Genomic DNA, 21,852 nt, shown 5'->3' on the forward strand with positions numbered 1-21,852 from the left:
TCCTTTTACTGAATGGTCCTTCTTCTGACTACAAGAAGAACAGTTCCAGACACTACTAGTAAAATCCCTGCATACATCAAATAACGTAGCCATTCTTCTCCCGTCTTTGGCAATTCACCGTTTGAATCATGAGGCGGATGTTGATCCCCTTGATCTGAGGCTGGGGGATTTGTGTGATCCACTTCATTCTTCATTGGAGCATTTTTCACAATCAATGTCTTGATCTCCACTTCGCCCATTTGAATTGTAAAAGCGATTGGTTTTTTTAACGCTACATAACCATTTGGAGCTTTCGTCTCTGTGAGTGTATATTCACCAGGTTTAAGCCCTTTGACAATGGCTTCTCCGTCTTTTCCTGTTGTCACAGATTTGATGATTTTCCCGGCTTTTGTACGAATGTCAAAGGCTGCACCTTTTAAGGTTCTATCAGTCTGCTGGTCTACCTTTATGATACGCAGACTTCCTAAAATCAAGTGATTCTTCGCTGTTACTTGAAGAGGCTTCTGCTGATTTTTCTCAATCGTAAACCGGATCGGCTGATCATCTAATTCATAGCCATGAGGCGCTTTCGTTTCAACGAATTGATATTCTCCCGGTTTTAGATCGTTGATGTGAAGCTTTCCTTTTTGATCCGTTACAAGTGATTTCTTCAGCGTTTTCCCGTCTTTACTCTGAAGAGCAAACTCTGCGTTTTCCAGCGTGTGTCCTTCAGCATCCACTTTGGTCAGTTCCACTGCTCCCGGCGTCAGTTTGTTGATCATTTCTACTTTTGCTGGTTTGTCTTGACCTAGACGAATCGTAAATGAGACAGGTGTCTGATCCAATTCATAGCCGGCAATGCTTGCTGTTTCGACAAATTGGTAGGTTCCTGGCTTCAGTTGATCGACTGTCAGTTGACCGTTTTTGTCTGTCTTTAAGTCTTTCTTCACACGCTGATCGTGCGCATCAATCAGGTCAAAGGTCACGCCAGCGAGCAACTGACCATCCTCCCCTTTTTTCTGAAGCTTCACAGCACTTGTCGTGCGAATATTTTCTTTTGTCACTTTCACCAGTTGATTTGGGTTGAAATCAATCTGAAAGTCTACTGGTTCTGCATCTAGTTTATGTCCAAAAGGAGCCTTCGTTTCAACCAATTGGTAAGCGCCTGGTTTCAAATCGTTGACAGTGATGATGCCTTTTTCGTTGGTTGTTAAACCTGACAGCAATTCTTTACCATTGTCATTGAAAAGGGTAAATTCTGCGCCTTTCAATCTTTCTTTTTCTTCCCCTATTTTAGTTAGTTCTACAGAACCTTTCTTGAGCTGATTGATTGCCTCCACTTGAATCAAGTCTTTTTGACCTAATTCAACTTCAAAGACAAGTGGTTTCGCACTCAATTCATAGCCTTCAAGACTCTTTCTTTCAACAAATTGATAGGTTCCAGGTTTAAGACCTGTGAAGGTAATCTTTCCATCCTGATTGGTTGTAATCCCTTCTCCTCCTGCCACTATCTTTCCTTTGGCATCAGATAGATCAAAGACAACCCCTTCTAATGATTTCCCATCTTCGCCTGTTTTGTGTAATAGCACTCCGCCAGTTGTGCGGCTATTTTCTTTTGTCACACTGACCAGCTTCTCAGGGTTAAATGGAATAGCAAAAGTGACAGGTGTTTCGTCAAGCTCATGACCGAATGGCGCCTTCGTTTCAACAAACTGATAGGTTCCAGGTTTCAGATTGTTGACGATGATCTTCCCGTTCTCATCTGTGACAAGACCTGTTTTTATCTCTTTTCCATTTGCATCTACTAGCTTGAATTCTGCTCCTTCAAGCACATCATTCTTTTCACCGAGTTTCGTGAGCTGGACAGCTCCAGTTTTGAGATCATTGATCACTTTGATTTCTGCCGGTTTTTTTTGTGCGATTTCAATGGTAAACGGATAAGGTTTATTTTTCTTTTGGTAACCATCAATACTCTCTGTCTCCACAAGCTGATATTTGCCCGGTTTGAGGTCATCGACCAACAGCTTCCCATCTTCATCTGTTGTCAAATCTTTACGCACGACTTTGTCATTTTGATCCAAGACTTCAAATCGAACACCTTGAAGCTTCTTGCCATCTTCCCCTTCTTTCATCACTTCTAATGCACTTGTTTCATAGAGGTTCTTTTGTGAAATGATGACTGGTTCTTTTGGATCGAGTGGTACTTCAAATGTGATGGGTGTTTCATCTAATACATAACCGTCTGGTGCGTTTGTTTCGATGAGCTGATACGTACCCGGTCTTAGTTCATTGATCGTGATCTTGCCATCTTTTCCTGTGACAAGCGCACCATTTAGCTCATGCCCATCTTGATCTAAGAGCTTGAACTGTGCACCTTCTAGTCTCTCTCCACCTTCACCTATTTTGCTCAATTCTGCAGAGCCTTTGATGATGTCATTTACTGCGGTGACAACCGTTGTTTCTGTTTGATTTTCTTTAATGGTGAACGGCCATTTTTGCTGATTTAATTGATAGCCTTTCGGTGCGTTTGTTTCAACAAAATAATAGGAACCTGGCTCAAGATGTTTGAAAAGGATTTCTCCTTTTTCATCCGTTTTCAAATGGGTTTGGACGGTATCTCCAGATTCATTTTTCAGTTCAAATTCTGCATTTTCTAATGCCGCACCCGTTTCTTTGTCTTTTTTCGTGAGCTTCACATGCTGGCGGATTTCTTGGTTTTGCACCGTTATGCTATTTCCTGTTTTTGCTTGATCTCCTGATTCGTAAGGCTGATCAATCGTGACATTGATCGGTTCCTTCGTTTTCAAATAACCATCAGGTGCTTTCTCTTCTGTCACGATATAGTCACCATACAGAAGACGATCAAATCGAAGAGCTCCTTCTTCATCTGTTGTCTTTGTTCCAATGACGATACCGCTCGCAGCATCAGTCAGAGAAAAGGTTGCTCCTTTTAGCGCTTTTCCACTACTCGCATCTACCTTATGAATGGTTAAAGCGCCAATCGCTCCTGTGCCATCTCCCATGCCAGCGGTACGTTTGACCACAATTGAGGCTTCGGATTCCTTTTTGATTTCTTTTACATTTTCACCTCTAAACGTTACTTCGTTTTGAAGTGTACTTCCCACCTTATCTAAAATGAGAGATTGGTATTCTAAAATATAGGGTCTCGTGATTTCTTCTTTAAATTTGATTTGAAAAGAATCTGGATCGAATTCAAGGTCTAGTTCATAATCCTTCCCTTTTTCAAGCTCTTCCTTTTTGGTCACTTGCCCCTTTTCATCTATTGTTGTCGAGTACAGATGAAATGAGTTTTCTATTATGGCTTGGTTACTGCTCGGATGGTCGATAATCGTCGCATCTTGGATTGTTGATTGACCAAAGTTGATATTCAGTTTCCAATCAATGACTTTCCCTTGTTGATTTCCTGATTTGCTCGTGTATTTCCCTCCATTTGGAATGGACACCACAGCATTCACGTCTGATTCTTTTGTCTTTCCATCATAAAGGGTCGCTTTATTTTCGTAGGTTTTCTGTACTAAATCCATTCCTTCAACACTTGTTTGATACGTGATTTTGTATGGGGAATCAATGGCATGTTTGAAAATGACTTCGAAGCCTGATTCTCCCTTTTCATTTTCAAGGAATTTGATGTCATAATGTTCTTTCGCTAATACTTCTTTTTCTTCCGCACCATTTTCCCCGCCTTGTAAATCAAGCGAGTAGACGATGATTGAATCTTTAAGCAAACGCTGATTTCCTTGAATGAAATCCTCGATTTTCGCCTCTTCTAGATGTTTCAAATTATAGTTCACACCGATATTCCATGTGATCTCTTTTTGCTTTGCATCATATGTTCCATTCTTGAACCCATTTGACTGCGTGTATGTGTCAGGCGTAAAGACAGATTGGTTTTCCTTCGTCAAATCCTTGCCATCTTTATTTACCCATTCAAGTTTTACATGGTTACGCAGGTTCTTTTGATCTTTATCTGCTCTTTTTTCATAATCAAAAGACGTTGTATATGTGATGGTATGTTCTGTCTTGATTTCTTTCGTAAATTGAATATCAAATCCATTTGCATGTTCAACGATTTGATAATCTGTGCCTTCTTCAAGCACTGTATTACCTGTCGTCACTTTTAAACTATCTTTTTGCAGCGTCAATCCTTCGTTGGTAAACGAATCTTTTAATATTACGTTGTTCATGGTTTGTTGATCTTTGTTGAAGATGATACGCCATGGAATGGTCTTGTTCTTGTAATCCGGTGTTCCGTGGTCTTTCGTTAGGATTTGCTGATCAATTCTTTGCTTCCCTTGTTCGCTCTCTTTACCAGCTGTTACAGTATTGATAATGTCTTCAGCTTCGAAAATTCGCTCGGTTGCTTTTGTTTGATATGTGATCAGGTAAGCCGATTGGATATCTTGATTGAATTGCAAGGTAAACCCGTTTTGTTCATCCTTTTTTTGAGGTTGAACCACATAATCTTCAAACGCTTTTGTTCCTGATTCTTTGCCATTCTCATCAATTGTGACTTCTTTGACTTGAATTGAATCAGATATTAGCGCCTGTGTACCGTTAAAGAAGTCTTCTATCAAAGCATCCTTTTGAGCCAGCTTTTTTTCGTTATAGTTATACCGAATTTCCCAAGTAATCGTTTGAGTGACTGGATCGTAGTGGGCGGCTTTTTTATTTAAAGGACTGCCTCTTGTCACATTCACGGTTCCTTCTGCTGAACTAATCACTTTATCAGCAGAGACAAGGGACGCTTTATTACGAAACGCAGACTGATCTTGATTCGTAATGTCCGTTTCATACATTAAACGGTAAGCGAGATGCACGTCATCTTTAAATTCGATCGTGAAATCTTGACCATCTGCTGTTTGGCCGATGGTGTAGTGGTTTTCGTCAAGCAGCTGTCCAAGCGATGTTTCACCATTTAGCTTTGTATCTACACGATAAAGCTTGATTGAATCTTTTTTTAACGCTTGACCTTCTTGAATCGGATCTAACAGTTTCGCTTGTTTCACATCATCTAAGTCCATATTAAAATCGACTGTCCATTGAATGGTTTCAGCATTGTAAGATCGATTGGGTTCTCCCTTTTTAGAGACATTTGGACCATTTGGAATGTATTGAATCGGGATCGATATCGTATCTTTGCCTTCAATCGGGGTAATCACCACTTCTTTTTCTTCAGTGATCACTGTTTTTTTATCTAATTGTGTCCATACTTGAAGTGTTCCTTGGATATTTGAATATTGTTTAATAAAATCTGTGAACTCGATGGAGGCATTTCCGCTTTCATCTACAGAAAAATAACCGATGATCGATTGATTAAATTTCATCTCGAGACGATCGATTTTTTCGTAAATCACTAATTCCTCTGGAACCTTGAAATGGAATTCATCCCCGCCATTATAGTTATGACCATTCGGGATGGCCCACTTATAGTTAATGGAAATCAGTGAGTTGATATCAGGCCTTTCTACTGAATTACCTTCCTGATCTTCAAAAATTAATTTCGCATCAGTAAGGAGATTTTCTTGTATCTGCATTTGTTTTGAAACACTTTGCAGCCCTACATGCTTAGACACGTTCACTTTGTTTTCTAGTAACTCCTCTTCATCGCTTTGTGTCTTTTGAACAGTTTCTTGATTGTTAGCAGTATTGTCTTTCTGCGATGAGGTTGAATCATCTTTTGAAAGATTTTCTTTATGCTCATTTTGCTTTGTTTTCTCTTTTTTCTCAGCTATACTGGTGACGTCAATATCTATAGATCCTTCTAAATTCGGATCAAGCTCAATATCCTCATTGAATGTGACAGTCACTTCATTTTGTTTTGAAACGGTATACTCACCAATTGGTATGTCATCGACAGTAATGAGTTCTTTCTGCTCCTTCTCTACCTGCATGACTGAAGGAAGAGAGAGAATATACGGATATTGCTTTTTGAGATCAATTCCTTTAATAGACCAATGCACAATGGCCTTTCTAACTTGCTGATCTTCTATGTTTGATAACTTGTTGCCTTCGCTATCAGCAAACTCAATATTCCCATAGATATTCTCTTGAATGTCTTTAGCTTGTGCCCCTGCTAAAGGCAAGATTCCTAATATACTAGACTGTATGACTAACACCGCAATGAGAGCCAATGACAATATTCTTTTCAATACATCCACCCTTTTCTACAATTAATTTTCAACAATGACAAAAAAATCAGTTGTATACTGTCAGATCGATCACTCCGCTTCTGATCAAATTTTTCTAAAAATTGCATCTTAAGACCCTATGAATAAAATGAGTTGATCAACCATGAGTTTGAAAGGTCATCATGAGTAGTAGATATAGTAGCTGGATAGGGGTCTATAGCAATGGGGAATAGTGAGAGGGAACATGAAAAGAATAAATGTGAATTTTTCTATTTATACTGGAATGAACAACAAATGATTAGTACATGCATATATAAGCATGTATTCACATATAGAACGTTCATATAAAATAAGCATGTATCATATGGTATGTATGGTGAGATAGTTCAGCATCATATAGATCGCATTCCTTCTACTCCCTTCCATATGGTAATCAAAAAGCCGATGCTTTTTATTCTTACTTTTACCGTTTGAGCAGCAAAAAAATAAACAAAATGATCCATTTTTATGGGATTCATGGCATACTTATCATCTTTTAAAAGAAAGATATGGAGAATTAGGGTATAACATTTGTTTTCGTCTAATTTTTTTCTCTTTTATCATGAAAAGTGAAGACAAAACGATTTAGCCTAAACATTAAAATCATTTTATGCCTATTTAGAAATTAAAATGTTCTTTAAGTGAACTTCATAATATAAAGGCAAGCCAAGGGAAGGAGTTAGTTGTTTAATGGAGCTCATTGATAATAAATCAAAGAGATGGATAAAAATTCTAAAACTGCTTGTATCAAAAGATAAGTGGTGGAGCCTTCAAGAGATATCGAATGAACAAATCGGTTCGGTTCGTGCCATTCAAAACGATTTAGAACAAATGAAGTCGTTCCAAACAGAGAACGGTGAGCCGTTAATCCGCATAAAGCCAAGACAAGGCATATCCATTTGTTATACACAGACGATACGAGTCGACTACTATATCAAAGAAATTCTAAAAGATACGATTGAAATTCGATTGATTGACGGCGTTTTCTTTGAACAAAACAGGTCTTTCTATGAATGGATGGACACGCTGAATATCAGTAGATCCACATTGTATAACACCATACATAAAATCAATTCGCTTCTTACCTCGTATGACATTGAGTTACGACCAGATAGTATGCAGTTCCATGGAAATGAGAAGGAGATTCGTCAATTTTTTGTGGAATTTTTGTTTGAAGTTTATGGAAGCAGGCTTTGGCCATTCGATGATATTCAAAAGCAAGAAGCAGTTGATTTTTTACAAAAGCTATTTCAGGTGCTCGAAGTCAATCTACCTGATGTGGCTTTAGATAAATTTTGCCTATGGCTCGCCGTTTCCATACACCGATTGAGGAAAAATTTTACCATACGACGCAATTATAGGTACTCAATGGATAAGGAAAAACAAACATCTACAGCTAAAGGTATCTATAAACAAATCAAAAACTTGGAAGAACACGTTTGCCAAATGACAAAGGACACTTTTGGTGTTACATTGGATCGTCACGAATTTGTCTTTTTATTATTGATTGAACCAGCTATTGGCCATTATAAATCAATTGAAACGGTCGAAGAAAAATTGACGTTCTTTCAATCGCATACACCACAGCTCTTTGAAGCCATTCATTCCTTTATCAATCAATTGGAGTTGATTTTTCATCAAGAGGTGGCTAATCGCAAGGCGATGACACTGATTCTTCTCCAATATTATGTGTATTCTAGGGAAATTACCGTAAGAGATGGATTCCTTTTCAAAAAGAAATCGAGTTATTTATCAGAGGTAAAAAAACAGCTTCCTTACTTCTATTCGAGGATTACTCATATCATCCAAGAGTTAAAAACAGACGATATACTCGCTTCTTTTGTGAAAAATGAACGAGAATTGATTCGTATCATTACTTCTAACTGGAGAGGGCTTGTTCATTTGGAAATGGATCGGAGAAACGTGTTGAACATTTTTGTCATTTCAACATTAGGTTATAATCATAGTTTGTTTATTGCGGATTTAATTAAATTAAGATTGCCTCCTCTCATTCATATTTTCACAAGTCCAGAAAATACATTAAATGAACTGACAATGGATCGACTTGGGATTGATATGATTGTGACCGATACTGAGCTTCCTCATCAATTAGGACGGTCTACGCTGCTGATCAGCTCTTTTCCAACAAAGAAAGAATTGGACAACTTGCAATCAAGATTGGTTGATATGACAAACTAAGTTTCACCAAAAAAGCTGCTGAGACATGCTCAAGCAGCTTTTTGGTTCTGTATTAATGAAGCACGATTTGTTCATTCATCAAATCAATGGCGTAAAGCGATTGCTCATATTCATCTAATAAAAGGTATACTTTGAGCGGGGCAGTGGTTTGATCTGTTTGCTGCGTGAATAGGACACAAGTGAATTTTTCAATCCCATCTGGCAGCTTGCTTTTCAGAAAAGGATGAAGAATAGGAGAGATTCGAAGGGTATCAACATCTTTCAGCCAAAGCTCATCTTGTAACGCAGGATAATGGTCAACCAAAAACTGACGAAACACTTCCAATGTACTCAAGGTAGATATCCTCACTTTCTTCTAACTTGGCTTCAAACTCACCTAAAAACAAACGGAACCAACTCATCATATGATCTCGGTACACGTATTTTCGCATACGGCTTGAGACACAATCACTCACTTTTTAGACATGAACTGTAGATCGACTGTACTGTCACGAATGTTTAATATGTATAACGTTTCCTATGTCATCTCATTGACTCCACCACGAATCCAAACAATGGACCTATGATCATATTCTTACCTGTTTTCTTTCGTGATGAAACGACAACTTCCTGCTACAATATTCCATTTTTCTGCAAAAAAGAGGGAGTTGGGACAAAAAAAGAACAGCTCCTCACTGTTCTTTTGGAAGTTATGAAAGGTCTGTCAAAGAGAACACTTCGCCGCTCACTGCATCAACGCCATCATGACAATCGAGCTTGCCGCATAAAACATATTGTTTTTGCACATCGTCATAGACATAGATAGGTGTAAGTTCGAGGCGTTCTCTCAATGTTTCAAAGGCTTGTTTCTGAGTTATGGTGATTTCACTAGCTGTTTGAGATGGATTGAGTATCCCACATACTTGAAACATCTCCTTTTTATCTATGTAATTAATGGCTTCAAAAGTGTTGGCATCAATGAAGACCTTGATTTTATCCATAAATCCACTGCCTTCTTGCTCATTCGTTTTTAATATCGCATGGATGTATCCATGATCACGTTGGAGTGTTTTTAGAACCCACTTTCCTGTATCCTTTGGATATTTTTGCGCCAAGAAGGTGCGGACTGCTTTGATACACTCATCCTGGTCTTCTTTTGATATCGGGAAGGAATCTGGTGACGGTTCCAATGAGAAAGCTTGTTCAGCTGAAATGTTCTCATGAATGTCCATTTCCTTTTTTTCAAAGGCATTGTTTATCGGTTCATTCCACTCAATGACTTCATTCATGTGTATACAATTTGTTTCTTCACGCCCAATTTCAAACGGAAGAGTTCCTGTTCCATCGTTCTTCACATAGATTTCTTCTAACGCATAAATAGAACGGATTTGAGTGTGCTCGAAGGAAGGCCATTGAAATAGCTGCACTTGCTGTTCAGCTAAGTTCCTCACCTGATCAAGGGAAAGCACATATTCCTCAGCTTTCAGTAATGTTTTAGCTAAAAATGGACCGTGGTGTGTAAAGTACATGAGCTGTCCATGTTCATTCCATTTCACTTCGATTCTGCCTGAAGGTGTAACTTTCACACCATCTATTGCTTCTTCGAAAGAAAGTTCCCCTTTTTCCTTCTGATGCATATGAAAATGCTCACCATAGATCAATCCTGTTTCTTGTTCGATCCATTGAATGACATGAGCTGGATAAGGTCTCTTAAACGTGACACCATGCTGCGCATAGGTTTTGTCCATAACAAAAATAACTGATTCGGTCTGTCCTGTATTCAAGTTCACTTCAATGACAGCTGTGCCGTCTGGGTTTAGATCATCGTCCTCGGGTTCCGTTTCATGAGAGGGAAACCATTCCATATTCAATGTATACACCGTTTCATTGAACATATTGACGTAGCGATGAAAACTGTGTCTTTTTAGATAGTAAAGATCTAAGCCAAATGTCACCTTTGTCTGATCGATCAGTTGTTGAATGTTTGCTTTCAATAAATTCACCTCAAAATGATGATGTTTTATGGAAGAATAAAAATAACGATAAAGATGAAAATGACGATTGCCATAAAAAATCCTAAAGCGATTGCCATTATATTTGACTCTTTTGTGTAGCCTGTTAATTCACCTACAGTCGATCGGTCAATTTTTCTAAAACGAAAAAGCATGCTTATATTTAAAATGGCTAGAACCATCAAAAACAAGAAAATGATCAATGCAGGATCGACGTCACTGAATGCATTATCCACATTTTGTAAAGTGAATGATTGAATAAACATAATGACACTCAATATGATTTTCCACACATGATCTAACCGTTTTTCTTTTTCCCACTCTTTCCCTAATTTCTCTTTTTCATAAATAGCTACCTGCTCTAAAATAGGGATGAAAGACTTTGTTGTTCCTTTTCTGATAAAGCCTAAAATGCCTTGGATAAGGATTAAAATTCCTAAACAAAAAAGGAAATGTGTCAGTTGGATTTTAACAATTTGAATCAACATAAAAAAAATGATGATCATAAGTCCGACAAATAAATTAGAGATAGCGATTTGTTTTGTCCTCATCTTTTTTAGTGCAGCTTGTTCCATGTGATAAACTCCTCCTCGTTTCAAATTTTTCTGATAAACGCTCTATCCTTATTACGATTTTAACGAAAAAATGTTTCAATATTTTCCCTTTCAATTGTCAATTCGGCTTTTTCACAAATGAAAAGACGCCCACCATTCAATGAACGTCTTATCCTTCTTCATGAAATCAGCACATCATATTTGAGCTGTTCTGTCTTTTATTTGCTGGGCTGCCAAGTGTTTAAAGTCATCAATAGACAGCAGCTTTGACATTTTTTCTCCATGTTGTCTGATGTTCAGTGTTTTTTCTTGCATTTCTGTATCTCCAATGACAGCGATATAAGGAATTTTTTGCATTTGTGCTTCTCTCATTTTATAGCCGAGTTTTTCATCCCGTTCATCGATTGTGACTCTAATTCCGATATTTCTTAATTGCTGCCGCACCTCTATGCAGTAATCAAGGTGAACGCTTGAGACAGGTATGATTTGTACTTGGATTGGTGCGAGCCATAACGGGAAGACGCCCGCAAAATGTTCAATGAGAATACCAAGGAACCGGTCAAGTGAACCAAAAATGGCACTATGAATGACAACTGGCCGCACCTTTTCATTTTTCTCGTTGATATATGTTAAATCAAATTTCTCTGGCATTTGAAAATCCAGCTGAATTGTGGCGCACTGGTGGCTCCGCTTTAGTGCATCTTGAATATGAAAGTCGATCTTCGGACCATAAAATGCCCCATCTCCTTCATTTAAGTAGTAGTCAATCTTTAACTGATCAAGCACATTTTTTAGCGCTTTTTCGGATACATCCCAAATAGCGTCATCCCCTAATGCTTTTTCTGGACGAGTGGATAGTTCGACTGAATACTCAAAACCAAATGTCCGATATACGTAATCAACTAATTGGAAAATCTGTTTAATTTCAGCTTCAATTTGTTCTTCTCTCAAAAAAATATGGGCATCATCTTGGCAAAATGTTCTGACCCTGAACAATCCATTTAATGCTCCGCTGAATTCATGACGATGCACCTGACCAAATTCAGACATTCTAATTGGAAGGTCTCTATAGGAATATAAGTTATTTTTGAACATGAGCATATGCCCTGGACAGTTCATCGGCTTTAAAGCAAAACTTGTATCGTCTACTTCTGAGAAATACATATTCTCATGATAATGATCCCAATGACCTGACTTTTCCCAAAGTTCTTGGTTCATCATAAATGGCGTACTTACTTCTTCATATTGCGCTTTTCCTCGCACTTCTCTAGAAAAGGCCATTAATTCATTTCTGACAATCTGACCTTTTGGTAAATAAAACGGCATGCCTGGCGCTTCTTCTGAAAACATAAAGAGGGATAACTGTTTCCCTAATTTCCGGTGATCACGTTTATTTGCTTCTTCCATGAAATGAAGATAATCAGCTAGATGATTTGGATGCTGAAACGCTACACCATACACTCGCTGCAAGACATCCTGATTGCTATCTCCCCGCCAATAAGCCCCTGCCACACGTGTTAGTTTAAATGCCTTTAAATACCCTGTAGAAGGTAAATGGGGACCGCGGCACAAATCGATAAATTCTCCTTGCTGATAAATCGTGATGGCTTCTTGTCGAGGGAGACTTTTTAAAATATCCAGTTTATATGGATCATGTGCAAACATCACTTCAGCATCTTTGTAAGAGACTTCCATTCTTTGAATAAGGTGATTCTCGTTTATGATGTTTTTCATCTCTTTTTCAATCATTGCCAAATCCTCTACGCTTAACGTTTGATTCAGCTTCATATCATAGTAAAATCCATTCTCAATGACAGGTCCGATCCCCAGTGTCACATTGTCATATAACCTTTTCACAGCTTGGGCTAATACATGTGTAGCTGTATGACGTAACACTTCCAGCCCTTCTTTTGAATCAAGTGTTAGAATCGAAACCCCCGCATCGTTGTTTAACGGATAACTTAAGTCCACTGTCTGATCATTGATCTTTCCCGCTACTGCTTTTTTTCTTAAACTTGGGCTAATATGGGAGGCAACCTCTGCGACTGTCGTACCTGCGGAGAACTCCTTGATCTTTCCATCTGGAAATTGAATTTTCACCATTTTTTCTCTCATCACTGACACACCTTTCTCTTTTTTGAAATAAAAAAACACACTCATCCCTCATAGAGGGACGAATGTGTAATCCGTGGTTCCACCCAAATTCCCATAACGCGTATTCGCTTTATGGCTCTGGTGCCGTAACGTGGCGTAGACGGTATTGGATACTGTAATGTTCCCCAATACAGCTCAAAGGTGGTAAGATAGCTTTTCTGCGTTAGGAAGATTTCACCGTGACTTCCCTCTCTGTGAACCGATAAAAGCTACTCATGTCCTTTTCAAAGCAATCATGCTATAAAAGTAAACAAAAAAAACACACCCATCCCTCATAAAGGGACGAATGTGTGATCCGTGGTTCCACCCAAATTCCCATAACGCGTTTTCGCTTTATGGCTCTTGGTGCCGTAACGTGGCGTAGACGGTATTGGATACTGTAATTTCCCCAATACAGCTCAAAGGTGGTAAGACAACTTTTCTGCGTTAGGAAGATTTCACCGTGACTTCCCTCTCTGTGAACCAATAAAAGCTGCTCATGTCCTTTTCTTCGCTTTTGATTTCTCCATATATTACATGATGATGGGGAATGATGTAAAGATTTATTTTGTATAGTGCTATTGAATTTTATTCACTAAATGAAATGTCTTGTCATTTCACTGGGGCTATATTCGACTTGATACTTAGGAGATAACGCATTCTTCACTTCTTCCGTTATACACTCCCCTGCTTGATTAAATTTCTTTTCCATTTCTACCCCTTCTGGCAGCAAGTCATCTGTTTCTTCATCAAACCAACAACCATACTGTATGGCCCAATTCCATATTTTAGAGAATAGTACATCGCTTATAGGTACATCATCTCTTTCTAAATGACATTGACAATGTCCGCATTGAAAAGGTTCGCCACCATAGGTTCCTTCAATTTTCACATAAGGTTGGTGCTCAAAATCACGACAACATACCCATTTTTTGAATTCCTGACCAAATGTTGTCAGTTTTATCGAGTAATAACGCATGGACGTTCGTTTTCCTTTCATAGCAAAAACACCTTGATCAATCAGCTTCTTTAGCCGATACTCAATAAAATCATCTCCGATATATTGTTCTAAATGACCAAGGACTTCTCCAATTAAGCGTGGAGTTACAATGTATTCCTCTTCTGGCTCGGACAGATGAAGCCGCTTAGCCATTTTTACTAAATAAGCATCAAATTCATCTTCTGGTACGTTAATTGTTTGTTCACTTCGCCATATCCGCAGCGTATGATCTGTTTCGGCAATGTGAAGCCACTCTTCTTGTAATCGTTCTCTTTCTTCCTTGGAAATGGTGTGAAAGTGATTTTTACTTTCATAAATAATTTTAAATTTTTCAGATGGGATTTCCCCAGTATGTCGAAGGTCCATGCGAAACGTCTTTGTATTAAAATGGTGATCATATGCAATCGCTGTATTGATGACAGACACGTCCACGTTTTTTCCTTTTAATAAATAGATGGCAAATCGTAGACCTATTTGTTCATGTGCATTGTTGCCTATCCATATCATTAAATGTGATCCATCTTTTATATCCTTCACTTGTTGAATCATTATTTGCTGATCGATGACCATATCATCAAATCTACCAAACTCATTGGACATGACATGACGAAGCCACTCAATACGAGTCTCTTGTCCTTGACGTTCATGTAAGTGTGTAAGTGGGCCAATGGAGTAGATATCATCAAAGGTGATGATGTCTTCCACTGGTTTTTGCTTCATTTCTCGTAATGCTTGTTTTAAACTACCAGCAGTTGCTGCCCCAAATACGATATGTATCATTATTCGTCTCCCTTTATCTTACATTTTATATCATCTTCGCCTATTCATGGTTCTTACGTCAATTCTATTGAGTCAATTTCATTCAAAAGTACGACGATGAGAGGATAAGATCTATATAAAGAATGCAGAATTGAGGAGACTAGATTTTTTATAAAAAATGAAAAACCCCACGAAATGGGGCAGTTAGTTTACTGAGTTAACTTTGAGACTTTCTTTCTAATGATCTATTGATAGAAATACCCTCCAAAAGGGGAAATTCAGTTTATGTACTTCTTCACAAGTTCCCCTTCACAATCGTTCTTTTGGCTTTCTTGACAATCCTCCTAGTTGCTTTTGTATCAGAATCCTTCAACCACTGTTCACACAGGTTTATGACCCAATTTGGTTGTGTTTTACTAGCGTCATTGAGCCAGTTTCCTACAGAATCTTGAACATATGTTGATGGATCAGATTTGAGCAAGTCTAGAATAGGCTGTGCCCTCATTGGCTCTTGTTTTAATGACTCAATATGCATTGTCCAAACACCTCTTGGGCGAATAGCTTCTACTGAGAATCGGCGAATATTTTCATCATTACTTTTAGCCCATGCTGTTAAATGTTCTATACTTTGATCGAGCTGATCCGTTAGGCTTTCTCTCACTGACATCCACGCAATTTCTCGAACTCCAAAATGAGGATCAGCTGCAAATGGCTGAATGTACGCCAATTTCTCTTCCAAAGTTGATAAACGGTGTTTGTTCATATAAGCAGCCCAACAGCGGACGCTATCAGATACATGGTGAGTAAACGCCTGTAGCACTTCCGTTTGTTTTTCCCCATTCTCTTTCTGTAACACTTCATCTAACAATTGACCGATGAGACGAATTGCTTTCATTCCAGACTCAGCCTTTTGTTGAGTGACATCAGATGATACATCGTCTAAATGATGGTCTAAACCAACGGATGGCAAAACATGACGTAATAACGTCAGATGATTGACAGCCAGCCATTCAGTTAAATTCACACTCTCTATTTTTCCCTGATTCAAAAGGAACAAGACGTCATGAGGGATATCAGTCCCCTTTCGAGCGCCTTTTCGATTGATGATCTCTTCGCTGATTTGCATTTATTTTCTCTCCTCGTCTAGTGGTTCTTTTGTTTGATATTCATCGTTTTTAAAAGAAATATATGAATGCCTTCAATCTTTGGATATTGCTCCCTATTGTATCAAATAAACCACTTTACTGGTGCATTCTTCAAACCAAAAAGGAACTACCCAAAATAAGTAGTCCCTTCCATACAAAATTGAATTTAAGTTACCTTCCTTGCTCGATCACCTTCAAACTCTTCTGCTGAGAGATTCTGTCAAACGCCACCATCAAGATGGTCATGAGTAAAGCGAGAAGAACCGTTCCAGCACTGATCCAGCTCAGGTGCAATATAGATGTCCTGCTCAACACAATCCCCCCTAACCCCGATCCTAAAGCAAATCCGAATTGAATAAATGATGTATTGACACTTAATGCAATATCAGGAGATTTTGGAACAAGGGTTACAAGATATAGCTGCTGAGCTGGTGATGTACTCCATGTAGCGATCATCCATATCATGATAACAGCCACCATGACCACGAGATTCCCTGTGACAAATGCTAGTAGCATGAGCATCATGATTTGCAAGATGATGCCAGAAAAAATCGTGAAGATGGGTCCTTTTTTATCTGCTGCCATCCCTCCAAGGCTTGATCCTAAAAAGCTGCATATTCCCGCTAGTAACAAAATGCCACTGATTTCTGTAATGCTAAGGTTGGCTGATGCTTGCAGGAAGGGCGTTAAATAGGTAAATAACGTGGAATATCCACCTACATAAAATAGCGTCACTGCCACTGCAAGTAATATACGCTTGTCTTTTAAAATCGATAATTGCATACGAAGCGTCACCGGTTCTTGTTCTTTCATAGAAGGGATCCGCCTATACACCACAATCAGCGGAATAAGCGTGATCACTCCAATGGCTGCGAATAATGCTTTCCATCCGATCATACTGCTTAGAAATGTCCCGATTGGAACGCCTAAAACCAAGGAGCTGCTTAATCCCATTAAAATGATGCCAATCGCTGTTCCTCTTTTTTCCCGTTCTACAAGACGAGTTGCAACCGCCATCGCCACTACAATCGCCGTTCCCCCACTGATTCCTTGTAAAACTCTTGTGATCATGACCATTTCAAACGAATGACTGATACTTGTGATGAAGTTACTTAAAATAAAAATGATCAGCGTCCATGTTAATATTTTTCTGCGGTCCATATTGATGGTTAGTGCGATGACAATCGGTGCACCGATTGCGGCCGAAAGTGCTAAAGATGTGACCAATAAGCCAGCTGTAGACGTTGTGATATGTAAATCATATGCGACCATTTGAATAATGCCAGTAATGATGTATTCGATCGTTCCGATTAAAAAAGCTGCTAAAGCAAGTAAATAGACAACGGTTTTATTTTGCATCGTGACGTTTCTCCTTTGGGCCATGTTTACGATTTGATTTCATTTTTAATAGGAATTTGAATTTCAATGAGTCTGCCTTCTTCATTTTCTGACAATGGGTAATAGATTTCTCGGCCCGGCTGATCATCTTTCACGCGGTATCCGTTATGTTCGATCCATGTCGCCAGATCAACACAAGCAGTTTGTGCGGATGGAGAATGGGAATGAAATAAGAGTGTTGCCATGGTGTCTTCTGCAGGTAACGTGCGAATTGTCATTCCCTGAGGAAGAGAGCACCTTAACGATTTGACGGAATACCCCACCTCAAATTCAAACTCACTTTCTTTATCCAGTGATTCTCTCCATAGCACTACTTGTGGTCCCGAGATCGATTCTTGTTGATGTTTATGTAATAAATGATGAAACATTTGAAAGAATGAAGGGATTTCTTCAACAGTTCCGTTGGATTGAAAAGACATGATGCGTTTGCTTTCAACAGATTTGATGATGACCTCCTGTTCTTTTTCAACACACCCCTCTCGTTTGATGAGGTGCATCCGCTCCTTAATACGGGCTAATTTCTGTTGTTCTTTTTCGATCAATTGCTGAATCTCACTCTCTTTCAAGAGAAACATGCCCTGAATCTGCTCGACAGAAATATCTTCACGAAGTAGCTGCCCCATTTGCTTTAACGTAAAGCCTAATTCCTTATAGAGAAAAATTCGATTGACCTCAAGCAGCTGTTCAGCTGAGTAATAACGGTATCCCGAATCTTGATCAATCTGCTGAGGCTTTAATAAATCAATTTGGTCGTAATACCTTAAGGTTTTGACAGGCACTTTACTTAACATAGAAAAATCGCCGATCTTAAACATCCTGCATCTCCTCCGATTTGTTGATCTGATCACAGTATAAACCTTTCAGTTAAGGGGAAGGTCAAAATGAAGTTGATTAAATTTTTCAAAAGACGAAAAAACCTAGATTTCTCTAAAATCTAGGTTTTGCTCATTATCCTACTATTTTTGCTAACAATCCCATCGCTTCAACAATCTTTATATCATCCATAAATCGTTGCAAACTTACTTTATGCTCTTTCTTTTGTAAATCTGTTGAATAGCCTAAGCATAGATGAAAAATACAATCTAACCTTTGTCCGACTCCACTATAAAAATAATTCGTCAATATTCCATTATTTTCACTTGCAAGAACCACAACTGTAGCGATCTCTAATACATATTCTATATCTTCTATAGAAATTGTTCGATCCTTTTTCTTAGCAGTCATGAATTCATGACTATGAATAGAACGAATCCTACCTTCAAGTAAATTGAGTATAGACCTTTTATAGATGACATACACACTGTGAATATGATGTTTATCAGGACAATAGGGATCTTGTAAAATGAATTTTATACGTTCATCTTCTTTTTCCATTTTTATTGCATCAAGATCATATAATAAAATATGATCAATTTCTTCTATTTTCATAGGAGGAAACATGTGGGATACATCTGTTTTGTTTTTCAATTGATCACCCCGAAATCTAGTCTCTCTTACTCCAAACGTTCCAATCTTTCAAGCCACTTGACAATAGCTCCGTTTTTAAAGAAATCGAGTATAACACCCTCGCAAAATCGTTCAGCTCTCAGAACCCCCATGATGAGAGCCAGTACACACTGCGAATTTAAATTGGAAGCGTCCACATCCTCCATGTCGTTCATTCCCCATTCAATTCCATTTTCTTTGAGGATCTCTCTATAGCGGGTAATCTCCAGTTCTTGATGCTGTTCTGCAAATGTATAGACATCCTCGATAAAACGACGGACCGTTTCGGAATAATTCACATAGGGTATCTGAATCGGGTGTTCCGCTGTTCCGTCATTTTCTTGATCTATGACCCATTCACCAATATCATCGCCTTGAAGCATAGGGATATAGTTTGTTAAAATCTCAAATTGACTCAACCTCATCCTCCACCTTTTCATGAATTAAAAATTCTTTGATCGATCTCTATGAATAAGTTAATAAAAAAGTCCGTGATCATCGTACAAACTAGAAACCAGTATTCAAGTCACGAACCATTTTTATTCATTTCACTTTTTACACTCGTACCATCGATACAACTGTCTTCACATACACGGTATTAATCATCTTGCTTGTCAATGTTTATGTGTCATATTAAATAATAAGCTGATACCAGCTGTGAATAAAGCGTCAAGGAATTTATAAGACGATTCTCAAATATAAAAACACCTCTGTCACATCGTTGCGAAGAGGTTATGTTCACTATTTTGTCTTTATACTTCTTAGAAAGGCACTTCTGTTCTCTGTTGCATTTGTCAGCATCTTCGCATTTTCATTGAGTCTTTGTACCAATGCATCCTTAGCTTTTCCTTCAAATGAAGAGAGTAAAGCAACATACACTTCAGCTACAACCTGTTGTGCTGAAGAAAAGTCTGACGCATGTTTTGTGTCCTCTTTTAGATGCTGACAATGCGTTTTTAAACTTGAACCTACAATTTTTTTTAATTCCTCATTCTGTTGTAATCGTCTGTAAAACTCATCTGCATCCATATTAACTCCATATGGCAATTGAAATCCCCCTTACAACCGTAACCATCTTGCTAATTCATTATCCTTATCTTTTAAATCCTCCGCCATTTTCACAATAAACTCACTAATATCCTCTAAATCTCTAATCAAATAATGTAGAGAAGCCTCAGTTTGATACTGTTCTTCTGAGTCATAAAATGCTGCTCCATCTTTCACAAAAGGGGCGTGAAACAATATAGCTTTTTCAACGTCACTTGGATCTAAATCCTTGAATTCTCCTAACCTTTTTCCGCAAATAGATTTCACGTCATACACCATTTTGCTGTGATCATGAGGGAATTGTTCAATTGCTTGTTTTTTTGTTTTTAAGTCTTCGATAGCTGCCTGTAATCGATGAGCTAATTCTTTTGCATATTTAGCATCCACTTTGATGGTTTGTCCATTCATACCTGAATAAGATGAGAACGATTCGATATTCCGGTTATAAACACCTTCGCTTCCATCCACACTTTTGATATGACCATTCTTATCAAATGTAAAGTTCGACTCATTTAAACTATGAGTATCCGGATCTTTTGCGAATGCTTGGCCATAGAAGGAAGTAATCAAATTCCCTAAAACCCCAGGAACACCAAGCGGAGACACAAACCGATCTATACGCTCTCTTCGTGATTGACTAGGATCTTTCGTATAAATTGTCGTTCCGTTGTGCCTGTCATATTCCAACAACCAACCTGCCCCCACCATATCATCGGGATTAATGATGGCTTTATGATACAAATCAAATTCGCCGTTTCTGATTTTCTTCTGTGTTTCTTCATCATGCAGCTTAACAATGGAAGGGTTGTTAAAGGCTACACTGTAAACATGATTGTTTACACCAGCGTATTCCGCATCTGCCCCTCCAAGTGAGTGTCCCGTTGTTGAAATCACTGTATTAGTGCCAGCATACTTTTTCACTTCATTGGCGACGAGCTTATCACCTTGATCAAATTGAGATGTCTTAGTGACAATTTTGTATTCTCCACTTTTCAACAACATGGCTTGTTCCATACTACCGTTATACTTGGTAATCGCTTTAGAGTTTTCAGGTGCCTCTTTTTTCATGATGTATTTGACTTTCTTTTTCGGGTCTTGACCCATTACCACGTTGCCGCCATCTGCACTTATCACGTCAGCTTTGATTTGTTCTTGATTCGTTCCTTGAAAACCTACGACAACATTCTCAGGCTCTTTTGGTTTAACCCATTTACCTTCTTTTTTCTTGGCTTGGACAAATACGTAAACATCTAGCCCTGTGTCTGGGTCTTTTTTGATTTTATCTACGTAAAAAGCTTTTTTTGAATCATTTACAAGTGGTGTCTTATTCTCATAGGCTTTTCTCATTTTCTTTTCACTATATGTATTTTGGCTCAGAGAAAAATAATCTTTATCTGTTAAATTAGGTATGTCCGTCTTTGTATTCATGTACAATGCCCCTTCTCTCATGTAAAATCTAAGATAGAAAGGATGGTTTTATGAAAAAATACATAATTATCCTTATGACTTTGGTTATTATATCACTTGGAGGGATATTTATGAAGGAACAACACGACAAAAAAACAGCTGCCCAAGAAGCTAAAAAAGAAGAATTGTATTCCTTGGCTAAGAAAAGAATGACTGACTTTATTAAAACAAACTATAATGATATTAAACGAATTGATTATACTGATGATTATGAGATAAACCCAATGGGCGGTATTGAAATTAATGGTTATCTCAATGAAAATAAGAAAAAAGAAATATGGGGAATCTATGATAAAGGCAATGACGAAGTCATATCTTTCACTGTAGATGCTAAAGAAAAACCTGAGTGCGAAAATAAAGTATGCGAGTATTAAAAAGAGAATAAATCATCGAATAAACAAAAACGTCCCCTCGAAAATTCAAGGGGACTATTTGTTTACTTCAAGAAGGCTTCGAGCTGCGCTTTTTTCTTTGGTTTTGGACCATAGATACCATCTGCGATAAGAC

At 38.2% G+C, this 21,852-nt stretch carries 15 protein-coding genes and 2 other annotated features; of the genes, 2 read left to right on the top strand and 13 right to left on the bottom strand.

Annotation, left to right across the window (positions count from 1 at the left end; all coding sequences use genetic code 11):
- Positions 1-5: 5 nt before the first annotated feature.
- Positions 6-6,149 (bottom strand): SpaA isopeptide-forming pilin-related protein, encoded by a 6,144-nt coding sequence (locus N521_RS11075; protein WP_035391312.1) that lies wholly within the window; start codon positions 6,147-6,149, stop codon positions 6-8.
- A 708-nt stretch (positions 6,150-6,857) separates the two neighbouring features.
- On the opposite strand from N521_RS11075, the gene N521_RS11080 reads away from it, so the two are divergent.
- On the top strand, positions 6,858-8,366 hold the full coding sequence (locus tag N521_RS11080) for an AcpB/EbpR/MafR family transcriptional regulator (RefSeq protein WP_035391314.1): 1,509 nt from the start codon (positions 6,858-6,860) through the stop codon (positions 8,364-8,366).
- A gap of 52 nt (positions 8,367-8,418) precedes the next feature.
- Here the strand turns inward: N521_RS11080 and N521_RS11085 are convergent, their stop codons facing one another.
- The 12 genes from N521_RS11085 to N521_RS11140 form a co-directional block, all read right to left on the bottom strand.
- Positions 8,419-8,700, bottom strand: coding sequence for a hypothetical protein (locus N521_RS11085; RefSeq protein WP_008341718.1), 282 nt, complete (start codon positions 8,698-8,700; stop codon positions 8,419-8,421).
- A gap of 355 nt (positions 8,701-9,055) precedes the next feature.
- Positions 9,056-10,339 (bottom strand): hypothetical protein, encoded by a 1,284-nt coding sequence (locus N521_RS11090; protein ID WP_035391316.1) that lies wholly within the window; start codon positions 10,337-10,339, stop codon positions 9,056-9,058.
- A gap of 26 nt (positions 10,340-10,365) precedes the next feature.
- The gene (locus N521_RS11095; protein WP_025206950.1) at positions 10,366-10,932 is read right to left on the bottom strand and encodes a hypothetical protein; all 567 of its coding nucleotides are present in this window, start codon (positions 10,930-10,932) and stop codon (positions 10,366-10,368) included.
- Positions 10,933-11,106: 174 nt separating this feature from the next.
- On the bottom strand, positions 11,107-13,026 hold the full coding sequence (thrS, locus tag N521_RS11100; RefSeq protein ID WP_035391515.1) for a threonine--tRNA ligase: 1,920 nt from the start codon (positions 13,024-13,026) through the stop codon (positions 11,107-11,109).
- A 51-nt stretch (positions 13,027-13,077) separates the two neighbouring features.
- Positions 13,078-13,302 (bottom strand) — a binding site (T-box leader).
- Positions 13,303-13,340: 38 nt separating this feature from the next.
- Positions 13,341-13,565, bottom strand: a binding site (T-box leader).
- A 74-nt stretch (positions 13,566-13,639) separates the two neighbouring features.
- Entirely contained in the window at positions 13,640-14,824 is a 1,185-nt protein-coding gene (locus tag N521_RS11105) for a DUF1835 domain-containing protein (protein WP_035391318.1), read from the bottom strand.
- Positions 14,825-15,098: 274 nt separating this feature from the next.
- Positions 15,099-15,929 carry a DNA alkylation repair protein gene (locus tag N521_RS11110; protein WP_035391320.1) on the bottom strand — a complete coding sequence of 277 codons (831 nt, stop codon included), beginning with the start codon at positions 15,927-15,929 and terminating at the stop codon, positions 15,099-15,101.
- A gap of 190 nt (positions 15,930-16,119) precedes the next feature.
- Positions 16,120-17,307: an MFS transporter gene (locus tag N521_RS11115; protein WP_035391321.1), complete on the bottom strand. Its 1,188-nt coding sequence runs from the start codon at positions 17,305-17,307 to the stop codon at positions 16,120-16,122.
- 26 nt (positions 17,308-17,333) lie between these two features.
- Positions 17,334-18,161: a MerR family transcriptional regulator gene (locus N521_RS11120; RefSeq protein ID WP_035391322.1), complete on the bottom strand. Its 828-nt coding sequence runs from the start codon at positions 18,159-18,161 to the stop codon at positions 17,334-17,336.
- A 133-nt stretch (positions 18,162-18,294) separates the two neighbouring features.
- On the bottom strand, positions 18,295-18,813 hold the full coding sequence (locus N521_RS11125; RefSeq protein ID WP_035391324.1) for a hypothetical protein: 519 nt from the start codon (positions 18,811-18,813) through the stop codon (positions 18,295-18,297).
- A 26-nt stretch (positions 18,814-18,839) separates the two neighbouring features.
- The gene (locus N521_RS11130) at positions 18,840-19,250 is read right to left on the bottom strand and encodes a DUF6508 domain-containing protein (RefSeq protein ID WP_079919183.1); all 411 of its coding nucleotides are present in this window, start codon (positions 19,248-19,250) and stop codon (positions 18,840-18,842) included.
- A gap of 322 nt (positions 19,251-19,572) precedes the next feature.
- Positions 19,573-19,878 (bottom strand): hypothetical protein, encoded by a 306-nt coding sequence (locus N521_RS11135; protein ID WP_007496635.1) that lies wholly within the window; start codon positions 19,876-19,878, stop codon positions 19,573-19,575.
- Between the two features lie 12 nt (positions 19,879-19,890).
- Positions 19,891-21,306, bottom strand: a complete 1,416-nt coding sequence (locus N521_RS11140; protein WP_035391329.1) for a hypothetical protein — start codon at positions 21,304-21,306, stop codon at positions 19,891-19,893.
- A gap of 50 nt (positions 21,307-21,356) precedes the next feature.
- Between N521_RS11140 and N521_RS11145 the strand changes: the two genes are divergently transcribed.
- Positions 21,357-21,719 carry a DUF1433 domain-containing protein gene (locus tag N521_RS11145; protein ID WP_035391331.1) on the top strand — a complete coding sequence of 121 codons (363 nt, stop codon included), beginning with the start codon at positions 21,357-21,359 and terminating at the stop codon, positions 21,717-21,719.
- Positions 21,720-21,852 lie beyond the last annotated feature (133 nt).

Source organism: Bacillus sp. UNC125MFCrub1.1, from assembly GCF_000701305.1.
In the GTDB taxonomy this organism is placed as follows: Bacteria; Bacillota; Bacilli; order Bacillales; family Bacillaceae; genus Bacillus; species Bacillus altitudinis.

Coding starts and splice junctions, on each gene's coding strand:
- N521_RS11080 (WP_035391314.1), top strand. CDS start 6,858: ATGGAGCTCATTGATAATAAATCAAAGAGATGGATAAAAATTCTAAAA.
- N521_RS11095 (WP_025206950.1), bottom strand. CDS start 10,932: ATGGAACAAGCTGCACTAAAAAAGATGAGGACAAAACAAATCGCTATC.
- thrS (WP_035391515.1), bottom strand. CDS start 13,026: ATGAGAGAAAAAATGGTGAAAATTCAATTTCCAGATGGAAAGATCAAG.
- N521_RS11105 (WP_035391318.1), bottom strand. CDS start 14,824: ATGATACATATCGTATTTGGGGCAGCAACTGCTGGTAGTTTAAAACAA.
- N521_RS11110 (WP_035391320.1), bottom strand. CDS start 15,929: ATGCAAATCAGCGAAGAGATCATCAATCGAAAAGGCGCTCGAAAGGGG.
- N521_RS11115 (WP_035391321.1), bottom strand. CDS start 17,307: ATGCAAAATAAAACCGTTGTCTATTTACTTGCTTTAGCAGCTTTTTTA.
- N521_RS11120 (WP_035391322.1), bottom strand. CDS start 18,161: ATGTTTAAGATCGGCGATTTTTCTATGTTAAGTAAAGTGCCTGTCAAA.
- N521_RS11140 (WP_035391329.1), bottom strand. CDS start 21,306: ATGAATACAAAGACGGACATACCTAATTTAACAGATAAAGATTATTTT.
- N521_RS11145 (WP_035391331.1), top strand. CDS start 21,357: ATGAAAAAATACATAATTATCCTTATGACTTTGGTTATTATATCACTT.